Source organism: Nonomuraea sp. NPDC050451 (assembly GCF_044458585.1).
The window spans coordinates 83,147-98,865 of sequence record NZ_JBITHZ010000031.1 but is presented as its reverse complement, the minus strand read 5'-3'; the positions used below and the strand labels follow the sequence as shown (position 1 = coordinate 98,865).

19 protein-coding genes are annotated in these 15,719 nt (G+C 68.0%); 6 read left to right on the top strand and 13 right to left on the bottom strand.

The genetic code is table 11. The features are described from left to right. On the top strand, positions 1–294 hold the full coding sequence (locus tag ACIBI9_RS51185; RefSeq protein WP_397234457.1) for a hypothetical protein: 294 nt from the start codon (positions 1–3) through the stop codon (positions 292–294). A gap of 21 nt (positions 295–315) precedes the next feature. On the opposite strand, the gene ACIBI9_RS51180 is transcribed toward ACIBI9_RS51185, so the two are convergent. From ACIBI9_RS51180 to ACIBI9_RS51170, 3 genes are all read right to left on the bottom strand, one after another. Beyond that, positions 316–813 carry a hypothetical protein gene (locus ACIBI9_RS51180; RefSeq protein WP_397234455.1) on the bottom strand — a complete coding sequence of 166 codons (498 nt, stop codon included), beginning with the start codon at positions 811–813 and terminating at the stop codon, positions 316–318. Positions 814–1,028: 215 nt separating this feature from the next. Continuing rightward, entirely contained in the window at positions 1,029–1,748 is a 720-nt protein-coding gene (locus ACIBI9_RS51175; RefSeq protein WP_397234453.1) for a GntR family transcriptional regulator, read from the bottom strand. After that, positions 1,745–2,002, bottom strand: a complete 258-nt coding sequence (locus tag ACIBI9_RS51170) for a hypothetical protein (RefSeq protein WP_397234451.1) — start codon at positions 2,000–2,002, stop codon at positions 1,745–1,747. The genes ACIBI9_RS51175 and ACIBI9_RS51170 overlap by 4 nt, the downstream gene beginning before the upstream one ends. Before the next feature lie 227 nt (positions 2,003–2,229). On the opposite strand from ACIBI9_RS51170, the gene ACIBI9_RS51165 reads away from it, so the two are divergent. Beyond that, complete coding sequence (locus ACIBI9_RS51165) at positions 2,230–3,699, top strand: histidine kinase N-terminal domain-containing protein (RefSeq protein WP_397234449.1); 1,470 nt, start codon at positions 2,230–2,232, stop codon at positions 3,697–3,699. Between the two features lie 245 nt (positions 3,700–3,944). Here the strand turns inward: ACIBI9_RS51165 and ACIBI9_RS51160 are convergent, their stop codons facing one another. Both ACIBI9_RS51160 and ACIBI9_RS51155 read right to left on the bottom strand, forming a co-directional pair. Then, positions 3,945–4,199, bottom strand: a complete 255-nt coding sequence (locus ACIBI9_RS51160; protein ID WP_185068358.1) for a WhiB family transcriptional regulator — start codon at positions 4,197–4,199, stop codon at positions 3,945–3,947. Positions 4,200–4,470: 271 nt separating this feature from the next. Further along, positions 4,471–5,427, bottom strand: coding sequence for a diacylglycerol/lipid kinase family protein (locus ACIBI9_RS51155; protein ID WP_397234447.1), 957 nt, complete (start codon positions 5,425–5,427; stop codon positions 4,471–4,473). Between the two features lie 88 nt (positions 5,428–5,515). On the opposite strand from ACIBI9_RS51155, the gene ACIBI9_RS51150 reads away from it, so the two are divergent. Next, positions 5,516–5,899, top strand: coding sequence for a hypothetical protein (locus tag ACIBI9_RS51150; protein WP_397234445.1), 384 nt, complete (start codon positions 5,516–5,518; stop codon positions 5,897–5,899). On the opposite strand, the gene ACIBI9_RS51145 is transcribed toward ACIBI9_RS51150, so the two are convergent. The 3 genes from ACIBI9_RS51145 to sodN all read right to left on the bottom strand — a co-directional run bounded on the left by ACIBI9_RS51145 (position 5,896) and on the right by sodN (position 7,647). Next, the gene (locus tag ACIBI9_RS51145) at positions 5,896–6,675 is read right to left on the bottom strand and encodes an RNA polymerase sigma factor SigF (protein ID WP_176573444.1); all 780 of its coding nucleotides are present in this window, start codon (positions 6,673–6,675) and stop codon (positions 5,896–5,898) included. The two genes, ACIBI9_RS51150 and ACIBI9_RS51145, sit on opposite strands and share 4 nt — an antisense overlap. Before the next feature lie 17 nt (positions 6,676–6,692). Then, the gene (locus ACIBI9_RS51140; RefSeq protein WP_127936220.1) at positions 6,693–7,118 is read right to left on the bottom strand and encodes an anti-sigma factor; all 426 of its coding nucleotides are present in this window, start codon (positions 7,116–7,118) and stop codon (positions 6,693–6,695) included. 127 nt (positions 7,119–7,245) lie between these two features. Next, positions 7,246–7,647: a superoxide dismutase, Ni gene (gene sodN, locus ACIBI9_RS51135; protein ID WP_221519206.1), complete on the bottom strand. Its 402-nt coding sequence runs from the start codon at positions 7,645–7,647 to the stop codon at positions 7,246–7,248. Between the two features lie 17 nt (positions 7,648–7,664). On the opposite strand from sodN, the gene ACIBI9_RS51130 reads away from it, so the two are divergent. Beyond that, positions 7,665–8,045, top strand: a complete 381-nt coding sequence (locus ACIBI9_RS51130) for a S24 family peptidase (protein ID WP_397234442.1) — start codon at positions 7,665–7,667, stop codon at positions 8,043–8,045. Here ACIBI9_RS51130 and ACIBI9_RS51125 read toward each other — a convergent pair. From ACIBI9_RS51125 to ACIBI9_RS51110, 4 genes are all read right to left on the bottom strand, one after another. Then, positions 8,027–8,452 (bottom strand): CGNR zinc finger domain-containing protein, encoded by a 426-nt coding sequence (locus ACIBI9_RS51125; RefSeq protein ID WP_397234440.1) that lies wholly within the window; start codon positions 8,450–8,452, stop codon positions 8,027–8,029. The genes ACIBI9_RS51130 and ACIBI9_RS51125 overlap by 19 nt on opposite strands. Before the next feature lie 183 nt (positions 8,453–8,635). Then, complete coding sequence (locus tag ACIBI9_RS51120) at positions 8,636–9,379, bottom strand: amino acid ABC transporter ATP-binding protein (protein ID WP_397234438.1); 744 nt, start codon at positions 9,377–9,379, stop codon at positions 8,636–8,638. After that, entirely contained in the window at positions 9,376–10,203 is an 828-nt protein-coding gene (locus tag ACIBI9_RS51115) for an amino acid ABC transporter permease (protein ID WP_397234436.1), read from the bottom strand. The genes ACIBI9_RS51120 and ACIBI9_RS51115 overlap by 4 nt, the downstream gene beginning before the upstream one ends. A 3-nt stretch (positions 10,204–10,206) precedes the next feature. After that, positions 10,207–11,064, bottom strand: coding sequence for an ABC transporter substrate-binding protein (locus ACIBI9_RS51110; RefSeq protein ID WP_397234434.1), 858 nt, complete (start codon positions 11,062–11,064; stop codon positions 10,207–10,209). A 260-nt stretch (positions 11,065–11,324) separates the two neighbouring features. Between ACIBI9_RS51110 and ACIBI9_RS51105 the strand changes: the two genes are divergently transcribed. Both ACIBI9_RS51105 and ACIBI9_RS51100 read left to right on the top strand, forming a co-directional pair. Continuing rightward, a complete protein-coding gene (locus ACIBI9_RS51105) occupies positions 11,325–12,539 on the top strand; it encodes an NADP-dependent malic enzyme (protein WP_397234432.1) in 1,215 nt (404 codons plus the stop codon). A 172-nt stretch (positions 12,540–12,711) separates the two neighbouring features. Continuing rightward, complete coding sequence (locus ACIBI9_RS51100) at positions 12,712–14,070, top strand: hypothetical protein (RefSeq protein ID WP_397234430.1); 1,359 nt, start codon at positions 12,712–12,714, stop codon at positions 14,068–14,070. 57 nt (positions 14,071–14,127) lie between these two features. Here the strand turns inward: ACIBI9_RS51100 and ACIBI9_RS51095 are convergent, their stop codons facing one another. Further along, a complete protein-coding gene (locus ACIBI9_RS51095; RefSeq protein WP_397234428.1) occupies positions 14,128–15,672 on the bottom strand; it encodes a trypsin-like serine peptidase in 1,545 nt (514 codons plus the stop codon). Positions 15,673–15,719: the final 47 nt, after the last annotated feature.

Sequence of the window (15,719 nt, the reverse complement as noted above, 5' to 3'; positions counted from 1 at the left end):
ATGACAATACCGACGCAAGGCGAACTATTTCGGAAGGCTGCCGACAAGGAAATCCTTGCCGCCACCTTCACCCGCTACGCCGAGGACCTGGACGAGGTTTTCCGTGGAAATCTCGGGAATCCGCGGCACGTCGAGATGTTCTGGAATGGGCCTGCTGCGGATCGTTTCACAACTCAAGCCACGCAGCTGGTACGCGAGATCGGCCAACTTCGAGAGTCATGCGCGACAACGGCCGACCGCCTGCACAAACAGGCCGAACTGTTGCGTAGGGAAGCGGCTCAACTACCCAGTTGAACGCAGGATTTGGCTCCAGGGTCAGCCGCCGCGCTCGTAGCAACTCGTCTTTCCGACGATCATGATGTTGGGCTTCTGTCCGTTGCGTACGATCACCGAGAATATAAGTCCCGTCCGCGGGTTCTGTGACAACGTCACCCCCAGATTCTCGTCGCGAAGGTCCAATTCGTCGACGGTCTTGTAATAGCCCAAGCTCTCCAGCTTGCCCAGCATCAGGCCGGCAGAGTTACTCGGCGACTTCACGTCCAGTGGGGAATTGAAATCACCCTGTGCCCGGAAGAATCGCTGTACCTGACCCTGCAGGCATCCCACTTCGCTGTCTTTGTCTGCCCGGTCGGTCACGGTCACCGTTCCCATGGCAGCCAATTCGCGTGACGCCACCAATTTGTCGCCGTCGGTAATGAGCTGCTTCGTTGCCTCGTCCAGAGAAGGTTTCTCCCCTTCGGCTGAGCAGGCCGACATGACCGCGAGGCACGTAAGCAACGCAGCAACGGATACCGAACGGCCACGAAGTCGCACGCCCCGGACCATACCCAATCCTCGCCGTGTCGTATATGCGTTATACCGATTGCGGTTCAGTGCGTCAGACGGACGAGACTTGAGGCATTGGACACGAGTCGCTCCTCCCGGTCCGGCTGCAACAGCTGCCCGGCCATACGACCACGTGGACCCAACTGTCCACAGGCCGCTCCGCCCAGCCACCGGAACAACTCCGCCGACACGGCCGGGAGGTTCTACGGCCTGCGGAGGCGGGTGACGAACTTGTACCGGTCGCCGCGGTAGAGGGATTGGGCCCACTCGACGGGGTTGCCGTCGGCGTCGAAGGCGTGGCGGGTGAGGAGGAGCATGGGGAGTCCGACGTCGACGCCGAGGGCCTTGGCGTCGTACGGGGTGGCCAGGACGGTCTCGATGATCTCCTCGGCGTCCGTGAGCCGGACGTTGTAGGCGTTGTGCAGCGTTTCGTACAGGGACGCGTGCACCTCGAGTTCCCGCCGCAGCCGGGGGAAGCGGCGCGCGGACAGGTGGGTGGTGTCGATGGAGACCGGCTCGCCGTTGGCCAGCCGGAGGCGGTGGATGCGCAGCACGCGGCCGCCCGGGTTGATGGCCAGGCGCCTGGCCAGGGCCTCGTCGGCGGTGATGTAGCCGATCTCGAGTATTTTGGTGTCCGGCTCCAGGCCCGCCGTGCGCAGGTCGCCGATGTACGAGGTGAGCTGCAGCACCTGCGCCACCTTCGGCTGGGCCACGAAGGTGCCCTTGCCCTGGATGCGCAGCAGCCGGCCCTCCACCACGAGCTCGGTCAGCGCCTGCCGGACGGTGGTGCGGGAGGTCTCGAACCGTACGGCGAGCGTGCGCTCGGGCGGCAGCGCCGTCCCCGCGGGCAGGGTCTTCGTGAGCTCGAGCAGGCTGCGTTTGACGTCGTAGTACTTCGGTACGCGGGGGCTGTCGTCTGTCACGCTCTCACCTTCACTTCTGCCACGGCGGTGAAGGCGTGTCTGATCACCGCGAGATCATCGGAACTCACATCTGCCCGAGCGGTCAACCGCGGGCTGTGGCGGCCGACCGGCACCGGGCGGGCACGGTTGCCGGCGCGCACGGATCCGGGCAGCTCAGGCTGATTGTGAAGGATATCCACAGCGGCGTGCGCGATCGCAACCGAGGCCGGTCCTTGATCCGTGTCGCGGCGGAAGCACCTGCCCGTGTCGATCACCTCCGACTCGTCCCGTCTGCGGTTCGAGCAGCTCTCATGGTGTGACGGTTCTCACAATATGAGATTCCCGATATGTCGAGTTGGGTGCACGATGCCGTATCTGCCGTCACTGTGCGAATGAGCGGGTGTGCGGCCGTGCCGTGCGGAGTCCTGCCCGCGTATCCGGGCGCGCATTCAACCAGGGAGCCGGTTTGGTTGTTGCGGGGGAAAGCACGCATGATGCACCTGTGCCGACTCTCAGCGACCTCGTAGCCCGCCACACCGCCCTCGACGAGGCGGATCTCGACTGGCTGCACTCGCTGGTCTCCGACTGGCAGCTGCTGGCCGACCTGTCGTTCGCCGATCTCATCCTGTGGGCGCCGCTGCTGGGGGAGAGCGGCTGGATCGCGATCGCGCAGATGCGCCCGACCACCGGCCCCACGGTCTACCACGACGACATCGTCGGCAGCGTCGCCGCCAAGGGCGAGCGCCACCTCATCGACACCGCCTGGAACGAGCGGCGCATCTGCCGCGAGGGCGATCCCGACTGGTCGACGGGCGTCCCGGTGCGCGAGGAGACCATCCCCGTGCGGCGGACGGTCGAGGGCGGCGAGGGCCGGTTCCTGGCGGTGATCCAGCGCTCCACGAACCTCTCCTCCGCCCGCACCCCGTCGCGCCTGGAGCTGACCTACCTCCAGAGCGCCTCCGACCTGGCGCAGATGGTGGCCGAGGGCCGCTTCCCGTTCTCGGGCGAGGAGCCGATCCTGGTGCGCTCGCCGCGCGTCGGCGACGGCCTGCTGCGGCTCGACCGGGCCGGGCGCGTCACGTACGCCTCGCCGAACGCCCTGTCGGCCTACCGGCGGCTCGGCCTGCACGCCGACCTGGTCGGGGCCGAGCTGGGCCGGGTCACCGCGACGCTCTGCTACTCCGACGAGCCCATCAACGAAGATCTCATGATCGTGGCCAGCGGGCGCGCGGCCAAGGAGACCGAGGTCGAGTCCGGCGGCACGATCGTGCAGCTCAGGGCCATCCCGCTGATCGTCGGCGGCGGCCGCATCGGCGCGCTCGTGCTCATCAGGGACGTGACCGAGCTGCGGCGCCGCGAGCGCGAGCTGATGACCAAGGACGCCACGATCCGCGAGATCCACCACCGGGTGAAGAACAACCTGCAGACCGTGGCCGCGCTGCTGCGCCTGCAGGCCAGGCGGCTGCAGGTGCCCGAGGGCAGGGAGGCGCTTGAGGAGGCGGTGCGCCGGGTCGGGTCGATCGCGATCGTGCACGAGACCCTGTCTCACGCGCCGGAGGAGTTCGTGGACTTCGACGAGATCGCCGACCGCGTGTTCGCGATGGCGGGGGAGGTGTCGGCCGCGGAGGTGGCCGTCACGCCGCGGCGCGTCGGGGGCTTCGGCGTGCTGCCTTCGCTCATCGCCACGCCGCTGGCCATGGCGCTGACCGAGCTGTTGCAGAACGCGATGCAGCACGGGCGGCCCAAGCGGCTCGAAGTGGTGGTCGAGCCCACGCTCGATCGGCTGAACGTCACGGTGTGGGACGACGGCCGCGGGCTTCCGGCCGGCTTCGACCTCGACAGCTCCACCAGCCTGGGGCTGCAGATCGTCCGCACGCTGGTCGAGGGTGAGCTTTCCGGCAGGCTCTCGATCGAGCCGCGGCTCGAAGGGGGCACGGAGGTCACGCTGTCGATCCCGCTCCCGGCGGCCTGATCCCGGTTCGTACGCGTCCGTCGGGGTTCGACGGGAGTACGGGGGCTCGGCGCGTCGGGTGCGGGCATGTCGAACGGCGGCGGTGCGTCGGCCGGGGTGACGGCTTGGGCGGTGGCGCGTCCGGCGGGTGGCACGGCGGCCGGGCGGCGACGCATCGGGGCGGGGAGGTGCGGCGGCGCGCGAGCCGATCGGGGCTCGGGCGTCGCGGGGTCAGATGGTGGTGGAGATCAGATGACGGTGGCGGGTCAGGCGGTGAGGCGGGCGCGGTGGCGAGCGGTGCGGCGCTTGAGAGCGCGGCGCTCGTCCTCGCTGAGGCCGCCCCAGACGCCGGCGTCCTGCCCGGACTCCAGCGCCCACTTCAGGCAGGCTTCGACGGCCGAGCAGGAACGGCAGACCTGCTTGGCTTCTTCGATCTGCATGAGTGCCGGGCCGGTGTTGCCGATCGGGAAGAACAGCTCGGGGTCCACGTCACGGCAGGCAGCTCGGTGGCGCCAGTCCATGCGTCCACTCCTTAGTAGATGGAGCCTCTGGTCGGCTCCGTGCGGCTACTACTTTGTGAAGAGTTTCACTAACTCGCGCGAACAATTACCCGGACCTGTGTGGACCGGGATTGCCCGCTGACACTCGGAGAACCTTGGGGTTGTTAAAGGTCCTACGTTCCGACGTCAGTCTTGAGACTGTCAGCCACGCTGAGTGCACGCAAGAGGGTTGACGGGAAGTTTTGGGTGTTATGGCTGTCGGATGCGTCACACAATGACCGAATGTAACCATCTAGACCAAAACTTGTAACGCGTTCGGTGTAGACCGGAATGTCACGGTTTCGTATTCGCCCAGGTAGTCCCCGTCCAGCTGGAAGGCCACGGGGCGGTTCGCGGTGAGCGTGAACTCGGCCTCGTCGTGCAGCTGTACGAGGTTCCGGCCGCCCGGAAGGGCGTCACTCTCCGTGAGAATCTGTCGGATCAATGGCACGAGTGACATCGGTCCCATCCGGCGCAGCCCGAGAAGGTCGAGCCCGGTCTCGAAGCTCGCCCACGGGGTCGGGTGGACGGGCCTGCTGCCGACGTACGTCCATGGAGAGGTGTTGGAGATGATCGCCATGAACAGCCCGCGGGCCGTCGGTATCCCCGGACCTGTCAGGGTCATCGCTGGATGCCGCTTGTCCGTGGCCAGATAGTGCCGTAGAGCGGTGTTCACGTACCGTGTAGGCGTGGCCTTGCGGCCGCTGCCTCTGAGGCCTTCTACGGCCCGTACAACCTCTGCGTCGTATCCCATGCCCGAGCAGAAGGTGAAGTAGCGGCTCTGGCCTTCCCATAGGGCCTGCCCCAAACCCACGGTCCTGCGCCGGCCCTCCCTGAGCGCCTCAAGCACCGCCCCCGTGGACTCCACCGGGTCGTTCGGCAGCCCCAGCGCGCGGGCGAACACGTTCGCGCTGCCCCCGGGGATGACGACGAGCGCGGGCCGGCCCTCGCTGCCGGGCGGGACGTGGTCGCCGTTCACCGGGTTGAGCAGGCCGTTCACGGTCTCGTTGATCGTCCCGTCGCCGCCGAGCACCGCCACGACGTCGTACCCCTTGGACCGCGCGGTGGCGGCCAGCGCCGCGGCGTGCCCGCGGTAGCGGGTCTCCTCCACCGACAGCTCCACGGCCGCGCCGAGCGCGCGGATCAGCACGTCACGCGTACGGGCGTTCGTGGTGGTGGCCTTGGGGTTCACCAAGAGCATGGCGCGCATATCGCCAGCGTATCCGCTGGACTTGTGGGCGATATCGGCCGAACGTCCTATTTCTCGGACCGGGTGACCCGAGGGGTAGGGTACGGGCGTGAATCGTCGTCCGGTCACCCTCGTCATCGCCGCCGCCGTCGTCGCCCTGGAAGGCCTGGTGGCGCTCGGGCTCGGCATCTACGTGGCCGTGGAGACCCTGGTCAGCACCCCGGACAACCTGACCACCGCCGTCGCCGAGTCGGCGTTCGGCGTGCTGGTCGGAGCGGGGCTGCTCTGGGTGGCGTGGGGCGGGCTGTTCAAGATGGAGCGGTGGGGGCGGTCGCCCGGCGTCCTGACGCAGATCTTCATGGTGCCGATCTCCGTCACGCTCATCCAGTCAGGCCAGCCCCAGCTCGGGATCCCGCTGATCGTGATCGCGGTGGCGGGGTTGGCGACGCTGCTGGCGCCGCCCACCACGCACGCCCTCTACGGAGACGGCTAGTCTTCGGCGGTCAGACCCTCGCGCAGCTGCGCGAGGGTGCGGGCCAGCAGGCGCGAGACGTGCATCTGCGAGATGCCCAGCTCGGTGGCGATCTGCGACTGCGTCATGTTGCCGAAGAAGCGCAACAGCAGGATGCGCTTCTCCCGCGGCGGCAGCCGCTCGAGCAGCGGTTTGAGCGACTCGCGGTATTCGACGCCCTCGAGCGACTCGTCCACGATGCCGAGCGAGTCGGACACCGCGGGGGCGTCGTCGTCGCCGGAGTCGGGCGCGTCGAGCGACACGGTCGAGTAGGCGTTGGCCGACTCGAGGCCCTCGAGCACCTCCTCCTCGGTCATCTTCAGGTAGGAGGCCAGCTCGGCGACCGTCGGCGCGCGGCCCTCGCGTTGCGAGAGATCGCTTATCGCCTTGGTCAGCGAGAGCTTCAGCTCCTGCAGCCGACGCGGGACGCGGACCGCCCAGCCCTTGTCGCGGAAATGGCGCTTGATCTCGCCGACGATCGTGGGCGTGGCGTACGTGGAGAACTCCACGCCGCGGTTGAGGTCGAACCGGTCGATGGACTTGATCAGGCCGATGGTGGCGACCTGGGTCAGGTCGTCGAGCCACTCGCCCCTGTTCCGAAAGCGGCGGGCCAGGTATTCGACCAGGGGAAGGTGAAGCTCGACCAGCTCGTCTCTGATGCGCTGGCGGCGCGGCTCCTCGGGGCCCAGCTCGGCCAGCTCGGCGAAGAGCATGCGGGCACGCACCCGGTCGGGCACGGCGTGTTCGCTGGTGGCCATGGCTCCAGTCCTTTCCGTCACGCCGGCCTCGCTGCGCCTCGGCGCTTACGCAGGACGATAGCCATGCGATCTGGGGAGTCGGTCACCGCGTCGACGTCGTCGGCCAAGGCGGTCAACACCATCCAGGCGAAGTCGTCGCGTTTGGGCGCGGAGCTTCCGACCGTGGCCACTTCGACCCTGACCTGCATCTCATGCCCGGTCAGTTCGAACTCGGCGGTGAGGTCGGTGCCGGGCACCGCCTCGCTCAGCAGCATGGCGCACGCCTCGTCGACCGCGATCCGCAGATCCTCGATCTCGTCGAGCGTGAAGTCCAGCCGCGCCGCCAGCCCGGCGGTAGCCGTACGCAGCACAGACAGGTAGGCACTGGCGGCGGGGAGCCTGATGCTCACCACGTCGCGGATGCCGGCCACGCCCTCCGCGCGCGTCTCGGTTTCCTCGGTCACGTTCCTCCTCGCGATTCCGACGCCAACTGCAACTTACCGCCCCTGGGAGGTGCTTGGACGATTCAGACTCGCCATCAACGGAAAAGGCTCTGCACGGCCGCTGCCGCGCAGAGCCTTATGTGCCGTTTTAGGCGGCCTTGGTCTCCCAGAAGATCTTGGAGATCTCGTCGATCTTGCCCAGCAGGTCCTCGGCCTTGGAGACGTCGACCGTGCCCTTGGCGCCGGCGGCGCCCGCGAGCTTGGTGGCGTCCCAGAAGAGCTGGTGAAGCTGAGGGTACTGCTCCAGGTGCGGCGGCTTGAAGTAGTCGGTCCAGAGCACCCACAGGTGGTGCTTGACCAGCTCGGCCCGCTCCTCCTTGATGGTCAGCGCGCGGGCGCGGAAGACCGCGTCCTCGTTGGCCGCGTACTTTTCCATGATCGCCTTGACCGACTCGGCCTCGATGCGGGCCTGAGCGGGGTCGTAGACCCCGCAGGGCAGGTCGCAGTGTGCGGAAGCGACATGCTTGGGTCGTAGCAGTCGTGCGAGCATCAGAAAGTCCTTCCTTGATGCTGAATCAGCTTGGTCCACAACCGACCTTACTCGGGTCCGAACGCCTGCGGAGTAGGGGGTCACAGCCCATGAGAGTGCGTGTCGAGGGCGATTCGATGCGCCCCGCGCTGGTTCCCGGAGACTGGCTCCTCGTACGCCGGGGCGCCACCGTCCACCCGGGCGATCTCGTGGTGGCGAGGCTTCCCGGTGATCCCGACCAGCTCATCGTGAAACGGGCGCAGTGGCACGGACGGGACGGGTGGTGGCTGGAGAGCGACAACCAGCGGGCCAGCGGGCGGCGTGACAGCTGGGACTTCGGGCCGGTCCACGACATCGTTGGCCGGGTCGTGCTGCGTTACTGGCCCCTCCTGCGGCGGCGTCAAGAGCCGTTCCGCTGACGGGCGCGGAAGGCGGCGACGTTCGCGCGGCTGGCGCAGCGGGAGGAGCAGTAGCGGCGGGAACGGTTGGACGAGGTGTCCAGGAACGCCTTGCCGCAGCGCTGCTCCTGGCACCGGCCGAGCCGGTCCGCGCCCAGCTCCGCCACGACCGCGGCCAGGCCCATCACGGCGCAGGCGGCGGAGTCCTCGGCGAGGTGGAGGTGCCAGCCCGCGCCGTCGTGGTCGGTGAGCTGGGGGCGTACGGGATAGCGCACGAGCAAGGCGTTGAGCCGCGCCGCCACGGCCCGCTCGTCGTCGGCCCCGTCGAAGGCGGCGGCCAGCTCCTCGCGCAGCGGCCTCAGCTCCGGCGGCGGGTCCGGATCGTTGACCAGCCGGACGGCCCACTCGGCGTAAGAGGTGAGGTCCATGCGGGTGTATTACATCACGGGACCCCGCCGAACGCGGCCGGGTCTTCCGCCGCGGAGTGCGGTCAGGCGCGGCTGAGAAGGCGTTCCAGGGCCTGAGGGCACTGGGCGGGGCTTCAGGGCGGGGCGCTCCGTACCGGGCCTGGAAAGCCGGTATGGGCGGATGCGCCCCGCCGTGCTGCCGACCTACTCCTCGGGGTGCAGGACCCGGTGGAGGAACGTGCGCGTGCGCTCCTGCTGCGGGTCGCCGATCACCTGCGCCGGCTCGCCGTCCTCGACGATCACGCCGCCGTCCATGAACACCACCCGGTCGGCCACCTGCCGCGCGAACCCCATCTCATGGGTGACCACGAGCATGGTCATGCCCTCCTCCGCCAGCTTCCGCATGACGGTGAGCACGTCCCCCACCAGCTCGGGGTCGAGCGCGGAGGTGGGCTCGTCGAACAGCATCAGGTCCGGGTTCATGGCAAGCGCCCTGGCGATCGCCACCCGCTGCTGCTGACCGCCCGACAACTGCCCCGGGTAGGCGTCGCACTTGGCGCCGACACCCACCTTGTCCAGGTTCTCCCTGGCGACGATCTCGGCTTCCTTCTTGCCCCGCTTCAGCACCCGCTGCTGGGCGATCATCACGTTCTGCAGCGCGGTCATGTGCGGGAACAGGTTGAACTGCTGGAAGACCATGCCGATGCGGCGGCGTACGGCGTCGATGTCCACATCGGGGTCGGTGAGCTCGACGCCCTCCACGAACACCTTGCCCTTGGTGGGCACCTCCAGCAGGTTCACGCAGCGCAGCAGGGTGGACTTGCCGGAGCCCGACGGGCCGATGACGCAGACCACCTGGCCGGGATCGATGGTGAAGTCGATGCCCTTGAGCACCTCGTTGGCGCCGAAGTACTTGTGCAGGTTCCTGATCTCGACGGCGTGCGTCATCGCGCCCTCCCCGCTCGTGCCTCCAGCCGCCGCACCAGGTAGCCCAGCGGGATCGTGACGATGAGGTACGTCACGCCGGCGACCATGATGGGCGTGGCGTTGGACTGCTCGGAGGACAGGTCGTTGCCGAACTTGGCCAGCTCCACGTACTCGCCGGAGACCCCCAGGAAGAGGATCAGCGACGAGTCCTTGAGCAGCGCGATGAACTGGTTGGTGGTCGGCGGGATCACGATGCGGACCGCCTGCGGGATCACCACGGTGAACAGCGCCCTGCCCGCGGACATGCCGAGCGACCTGGCCGCCTCGGTCTGCCCCTTGGGCACGGCCTGCAGACCGGCGCGGAAGACCTCCGCCTGGTAGGCCGAGCCGACCAGGGTGAGTCCGAGGATGCCCTCGCCGTACTTGCCTCCCGGCACCTCGAACCCGGGGAGCGCGATGGGGAGGAAGAGGATCAGCAGGAAGATCAGCAGCGCGGGGAGCCCGCGGAAGATCTCGATGTACACGCCGGCGATCCAGCGGTACGGGCGGACCTGTGACAGCCGCATGAGCGCGAGAACGAGGCCGAACACGAAGGAGAAGAAGAAACCGCCCACCGAGTAGATGATCGTGTTCTTCAACGCGATCGTGAACAGCTCGGGGAAGGCCTTCTCCGCGATGTCGGGCCTCGCGAAGTTCTCCGCCAGGCTCGTCCAGTCCGCGTACAGGACGAGCGCGACGACCGCGACGACCAGGACGGCGTACTGGACGCCGCGGACGATGCGTTGTCTCTTCCGAGGGCTGAGCCTGGCGCGCGCAGGCTCAGCCGTCTTCGGCTGGTCGGCCATGGATCAGCCCAGCTCGCCGGGCTTCTTGCCGAACCACTTCACGTAGATCTTCTCGTAGGTGCCGTCTTGCTTGGCCTTGGCGATCTCTTCATTGATCGTCTTGAGCAGCACCGGGTCGGCGTTCTTCTTCAGGCCGAAGCCGTACTGCTCGCCGGTGTCCAGGCTGCCGATCAGCTCGAACTTCGCGGCGATCTCCGGCTTCTTCAGCCAGGTGAGCACCACGGGCAGGTCCTGGACGATCACGTCGGCCTGTCCGGCCTGCAGGGCCAGCAGCTCCTTGGCGGAGTCGGCGTACTCGGTCGGGTCGAAGCCCTGCTTCTTGACGTAGTCGAGGCCCGTCGTGCTGGCCTGGGCGCCCAGCTTGAGGTTCTTGGCCTTGACGTCGGCCAGCGACGTCGCCCCGGTGCCCTTCTTGGCGAGCAGGGCCTGGGTGGCGTCGAAGTATGGGTCGGAGAAGTCGATGTTCGCCTTGCGCTCCGGCGTGATCGTCATGCCGGCGGCGGCCAGGTCGCACTTCTTCGCCGCCATGGCGGCGCCGCTCTTGATCACGGCGAAGTCGATGTCCACGATCTCCTGGGTCACGCCCAGCTTCTTCGCGACAAGGTCGACCATGTCCACGTCGAACCCGACGATCTTGCCGCTCGCGTCCTTGAACTGGAACGGCTCATACGGGATGTTCGTGCAGACCGTGAGCTTGCCAGGCGTGACCAGCTGGACGCCGCCGGCTGCGGAGGCGCCGGCGCTGGTCGTGGCGGAGCTCGAGCTGTTGCCACCGCTCCCGCACGCGGTCAGCGCCAGTGCGGCGGTCAACGCGAGCACGCCGGCGGCATAGCCACGGCGGCCCTTGGGGCTGAGGGCCATGTACGGCCTCCTCAATGTGAAAAGCCAGGAAACTTGCGTTTTGTGCAGTTTAAATGGGGTTTTGCACCGGTCCGCCATCAGACCTTTAACGATGCGTCAACAGAACGGCGTCGGCGCTGACACCGACTCCATCTCACCATGTGGCACGATAGGGAGACGGGTGACCCCCGTACCCCTCTGAGACGACCGACGAGGGGATCCTGGCAGCTACCGAGGCCAGCCCGCTCGCGCTCGCCCGCCGAAGGTTTCTTCCGCTCCCGATGACTACAGGGGTCGCTGTGGCTGTCACGCCCGCTTCTGCTTCCGTTTCCGTCGAGAAACTCGATCTCGATCCGGCCTTCGCGCTGCACCGCGGAGGCAAGCTCGAGGTCCGCTCCACCGTTCCCGTCCGCGACGCGGACGACCTCTCGCTCGCCTACACGCCCGGCGTCGCCCGGGTCTGCACCGCCATCGCCGAGACGCCCGCGCTGGTCAACGACTACACCTGGGTCTCCAACGTGGTCGCCGTCGTCTCCGACGGCACCGCCGTGCTCGGCCTGGGCGACATCGGCCCCTCGGCCGCCATGCCGGTCATGGAGGGCAAGGCGCTGCTGTTCAAGCAGTTCGCGAACGTCGACGCCGTCCCCATCTGCCTCGACTGCACCGACGTCGACGCCCTCGTCGAGACCGTCGTGCGCCTCGCGCCGTCGTTCGGCGGCATCAACCTCGAGGACATCAGCGCCCCGCGCTGCTTCGAGGTCGAGGACCGGCTCCGCGAGCTGCTCGACATCCCCGTCTTCCACGACGACCAGCACGGCACCGCCATCGTGGTGCTCGCCGCGCTCCAGAACGCCGCCCGCCTGACCGGGCGCTCGCTCGGCGACCTGCGCGCCGTCGTGGCCGGCGCGGGCGCCTCCGGCGTCGCGGTCTCCCGCATCCTCCTGGAGGCGGGCATCGGCGACATCGCGGTGGCCGACTCCAAGGGCATGATCTACGCGGGCCGCGAGGGGCTCAACCCCGTCAAGGAGTCCCTCGCCCGCGACACCAACCGCGCCGGCCACACCGGCTCGACGGAGGACGCGCTGGCGGGCGCCGACGTGTTCGTCGGGCTGTCCGGGTCCACCGTGTCCGAGTCGGCCATCGCCTCCATGGCGCCCGACGCCATCGTCTTCGCTCTGTCCAACCCCACCCCCGAGGTCCACCCCGAGGTGGCCGCCCGGCACGCCAAGGTCGTGGCCACCGGCCGCTCCGACTTCCCCAACCAGATCAACAACGTGCTGGCCTTCCCCGGCGTCTTCAGGGGCGCCCTCGACGTGCGCGCGTCCGCCATCACCGAGAACATGAAGGTGGCCGCCGCCAACGCGCTGGCCGGCGTCGTCGGCGACGACCTCTCGCCGACGTACGTCATCCCGAGCCCGTTCGACGAGCGCGTCGCGCCCGCCGTGACCGCCGCGGTCGCGGCCCAGGCCCGCGCGGACGGCGTCGCCCGCGCCTGACCGCCTCGTACGGGGGCCTCCCGATTAGTTGACCCGGCCATGGGTAGGGGAGGCCCCCGTTTTCCTTTGAAGTGGGGGTTCCTTTGAGAACTGCCCTAAAACCTTTACCCAAGGTGCTATAACAGTAGCTCTCTGTAAGGTGTGGGCGCCCACTCCTGTGACGAGGAGAGCGATGGAACGCGAGCCGAACCGACTGCTGCAGCAGCTCATCGCGGAAGCGGGCTTCTCCCACAAGGGACTGGCCAGGTGCCTGAACGATTGGGGAGCCGCCCGTGGCACTCCGGGCCTCAAATACGACCACAGCTCCGTGTTGCGCTGGATCGGTGGTCAGAGGCCACGTGACCCGGTGCCCGCGCTGCTCGCGGAGATCTTCGCGATGCGGCTGGGCCGACCGGTTACCTCGGAGGATCTGGGCATGCCGGCGATCCTCACACCCCTCGATCTCGGGCAGGAGTTCACGCACACGTGGCAGGAGGGGGTCGCGACCGTGACGGCGCTATGGCGGGCCGACGTGGAGAGACGGAGGTTCCTGATCGACTCGACCTTCGCGATAGGAGCGGGCTCCGTGGGAGCCATCCGCTGGCTGACGTCCCCAGCCGGGGGACACCTGAGCGGCACGGGAGCGCGGCGGGTGGGCCGCGCCGACATCGCCGCCATCCATGAGGTCACCCGATCGTTCGGTGAGCTCGACAACCGTTTCGGCAGCGGCCGCGTCCGCTCGTCCGTGGTCAAATACCTCGACACCGCCGTCTCGCCGCTGCTCAAGGACGGCGTGTACGGCGAGTCCACCGGCCGCCAGCTGGCCGCCGCGGCCGCCGAGCTGACCCGCCTGGCCGGCTGGATGGCGTACGACATGGAGCAGCACGGTCTCGCCCAGCGCTACCTCATCCAGGCGCTCCGCCTGGCCAGGAGCGCCGACGACCACACCCTGGGCGGCGAGATCCTGGCCGGCATGGCCCACCAGGCCATCTACATGGGCCAGCCCTCCCACGCCCTCGACCTGGCCAGGTCCGCCCAGATGGCGGCCCGCCGCGCCGGCGTGCACACGCTCCTGGCCTCCGCGCACGTCCTGGAGGCCCACGCCCACGCCGGCCTGGGCGACGCCCGCTCCTGCGGGGTCTCCCTGCACGAGGCGGAGTCCGCCTTCGACGCCCGTAAGCCCGCCGACGAGCCCGTGTGGCTCAGCTACTTCGACGAGGCCTACCTGTCGGCGAAGTTCGCCCACTGCTTCCGCGACCTGGGGGAGGGAGAGCGGGCCGTGCGGCAGGCCCGGCGCTCGCTCGACATGGACTCCCGCTACGTCCGCGGGCGGATGTTCAACCTCTCGCTGCTGGCCGCCGGGCTGCTGCAGTGCGGGGAGCTGGAGGAGGCGTGTTCGACCGCGGGCACCGCTTTCGCGCTGGCGGGAGAGCTGCAGTCGTCCCGGTCGCGGTCGTACGCGGCCGATCTGCGGCGGCGGCTGGAGCCGTACAAGAACGAGCGGGTCGTGCTGGCGCTGCGCGAACGGACGCGAGAGCTCGCGCCGGTATGACGCGAAACGGCCCGGGCGCTCGTGTCGCGCCCGGGCCGTTCTCCTTCGTGCTGTCGTCTACTGGAGAAGCTCGCCGTTCGGGCCGACGATCTTCTTGGTCTCCGCGTAGTTGGCCTTGTTGTACACGTCGGCCACCTCACCGTCGAAGATCGCCGAGCTGATGTAGTCGACGCGGCCGTTGCCGTCGTTGTCGTGGAACAGGCTGGTCACGCCGTTGACGTAGCCGGTGCGCTTGTTGTTGTCGTACTTCATGAGCCACGGGCCGCCGTCGGCGCCGCCGGTCATGGAGCACTTGAGCAGCTGGTGCGTCTCGACCTTGAACGTGTTGACCTGGTAGCTCTTGGTGGCGGTCTTGCCGGAGCACCACTTCGGCGTCACGCCGGAGAACGGGCGGTCGCCGTCGGGGTGCGGGGCGGAGGGGTAGCCGAAGACGGTCACCGGCTGGCCGAGGGGCTGGTTCCAGGCCACACCCTGCCCACCGACGACGTCACCGAGCCGGCCCATGTCCTTGGCGATGCCGAGGATGTAGTGGTCACGGAAGTAGCGGATCGTCTTGCCGGTCTTGACCCACTGCTTGAGGTAGTAGTGGCTCTCGTACCAGGCGATCTCGGTACCGTTCTCGTTCTTGTCGACCTCGAGCCAGCCGAGGAACTTGCCGTCGGACTTCTCGGCCGCGAGCTTCTTGTAGGTCTCCAGGGAGATGGGAGTCCGCTCGACCTTCTCGTACTGCTCGCCGTTTCTGCGGTCGGCGGTGTCCTTGGGAGCGGCTTCGTAGGCGGCCTTGGTGACCTCGACCTTCGTCAGGGTCTTGGCTCCGGTGTAGTCGTGGCCCACCTTTTCAGGCGTGAGATCGAAGTCCTTGGACCAGTACGGCCCGAGGGGCCCGTACTTGGCGAAGTTGAGGTCGAACTCGTCCTTCTTGATCTCCTCGTGCTCGACCCACTTGTCACCGCCCCACTTGAGGAACTCGTTCCTGGTGACCTCCTTGCGAGCGGCCAGAGTGAAGCCGTTGTGCACCGCGACGAAGGCGAAGTCGCCGTCGTAGTCGTCGTACGTGTCGAGGTCATATGCCGTGAAGGCGTAAGCGCCCACGTAGACGCCCCAGGGGGCCTTGCCCTGGTAGTAGCCGGGCACGAAGATCCACTTGTCGTAGACGTCGTCCTTGCCGTTCGCGAAGACGCAGTGGCCCGCGGTGGCGACCAGGTTGCGGTTCCTGGACTGGATGGACGTCGCCGAGCACCAGCGGTAGTTGCCCGACTTGTCGAGGAAGAACACCTTGCCGACGGTCTTGGGCAGGTTGACGTTCTTGGACACCGTCGCTTTGGCGGTGGTGGTCGGGCCGGTCATGCCCGGCTTGCCGTCAGGGGCGCCGTTGCTGCCCGCCGACACCAGCTTGGAGACGTTCTTGACGTCCAGGTTGTACTGGGTGGCCTTGCGCAGGGCGGCTCCGTTGGAGTCGAGCCAGAAGTCCGCAGCACCGTACGCGTCGGCGGGCTTCGGCAGGAGATTGTCGGTGGCCCAGCTCGGTGCGGCGGTGGCTGGGACGGCGAGGGCGGCGGCGCTCAGGCAGGCGGCGGCTAGGGGGATGAGCAGGCGCTTCACGGGAGGCTCCACAGTTGTCAAAAATGGTGTAAAGACCCTATCGACCC

Coding starts and splice junctions, on each gene's coding strand:
- ACIBI9_RS51185 (WP_397234457.1), top strand. CDS start 1: ATGACAATACCGACGCAAGGCGAACTATTTCGGAAGGCTGCCGACAAG.
- ACIBI9_RS51160 (WP_185068358.1), bottom strand. CDS start 4,199: ATGGACTGGCGCCACCGAGCTGCCTGCCGTGACGTGGACCCCGAGCTG.
- ACIBI9_RS51155 (WP_397234447.1), bottom strand. CDS start 5,427: ATGCGCGCCATGCTCTTGGTGAACCCCAAGGCCACCACCACGAACGCC.
- ACIBI9_RS51145 (WP_176573444.1), bottom strand. CDS start 6,675: ATGGCCACCAGCGAACACGCCGTGCCCGACCGGGTGCGTGCCCGCATG.
- sodN (WP_221519206.1), bottom strand. CDS start 7,647: ATGCTCGCACGACTGCTACGACCCAAGCATGTCGCTTCCGCACACTGC.
- ACIBI9_RS51130 (WP_397234442.1), top strand. CDS start 7,665: ATGCTGAATCAGCTTGGTCCACAACCGACCTTACTCGGGTCCGAACGC.
- ACIBI9_RS51125 (WP_397234440.1), bottom strand. CDS start 8,452: ATGGACCTCACCTCTTACGCCGAGTGGGCCGTCCGGCTGGTCAACGAT.
- ACIBI9_RS51120 (WP_397234438.1), bottom strand. CDS start 9,379: ATGACGCACGCCGTCGAGATCAGGAACCTGCACAAGTACTTCGGCGCC.
- ACIBI9_RS51115 (WP_397234436.1), bottom strand. CDS start 10,203: ATGGCCGACCAGCCGAAGACGGCTGAGCCTGCGCGCGCCAGGCTCAGC.
- ACIBI9_RS51110 (WP_397234434.1), bottom strand. CDS start 11,064: ATGGCCCTCAGCCCCAAGGGCCGCCGTGGCTATGCCGCCGGCGTGCTC.
- ACIBI9_RS51105 (WP_397234432.1), top strand. CDS start 11,325: ATGACTACAGGGGTCGCTGTGGCTGTCACGCCCGCTTCTGCTTCCGTT.
- ACIBI9_RS51100 (WP_397234430.1), top strand. CDS start 12,712: ATGGAACGCGAGCCGAACCGACTGCTGCAGCAGCTCATCGCGGAAGCG.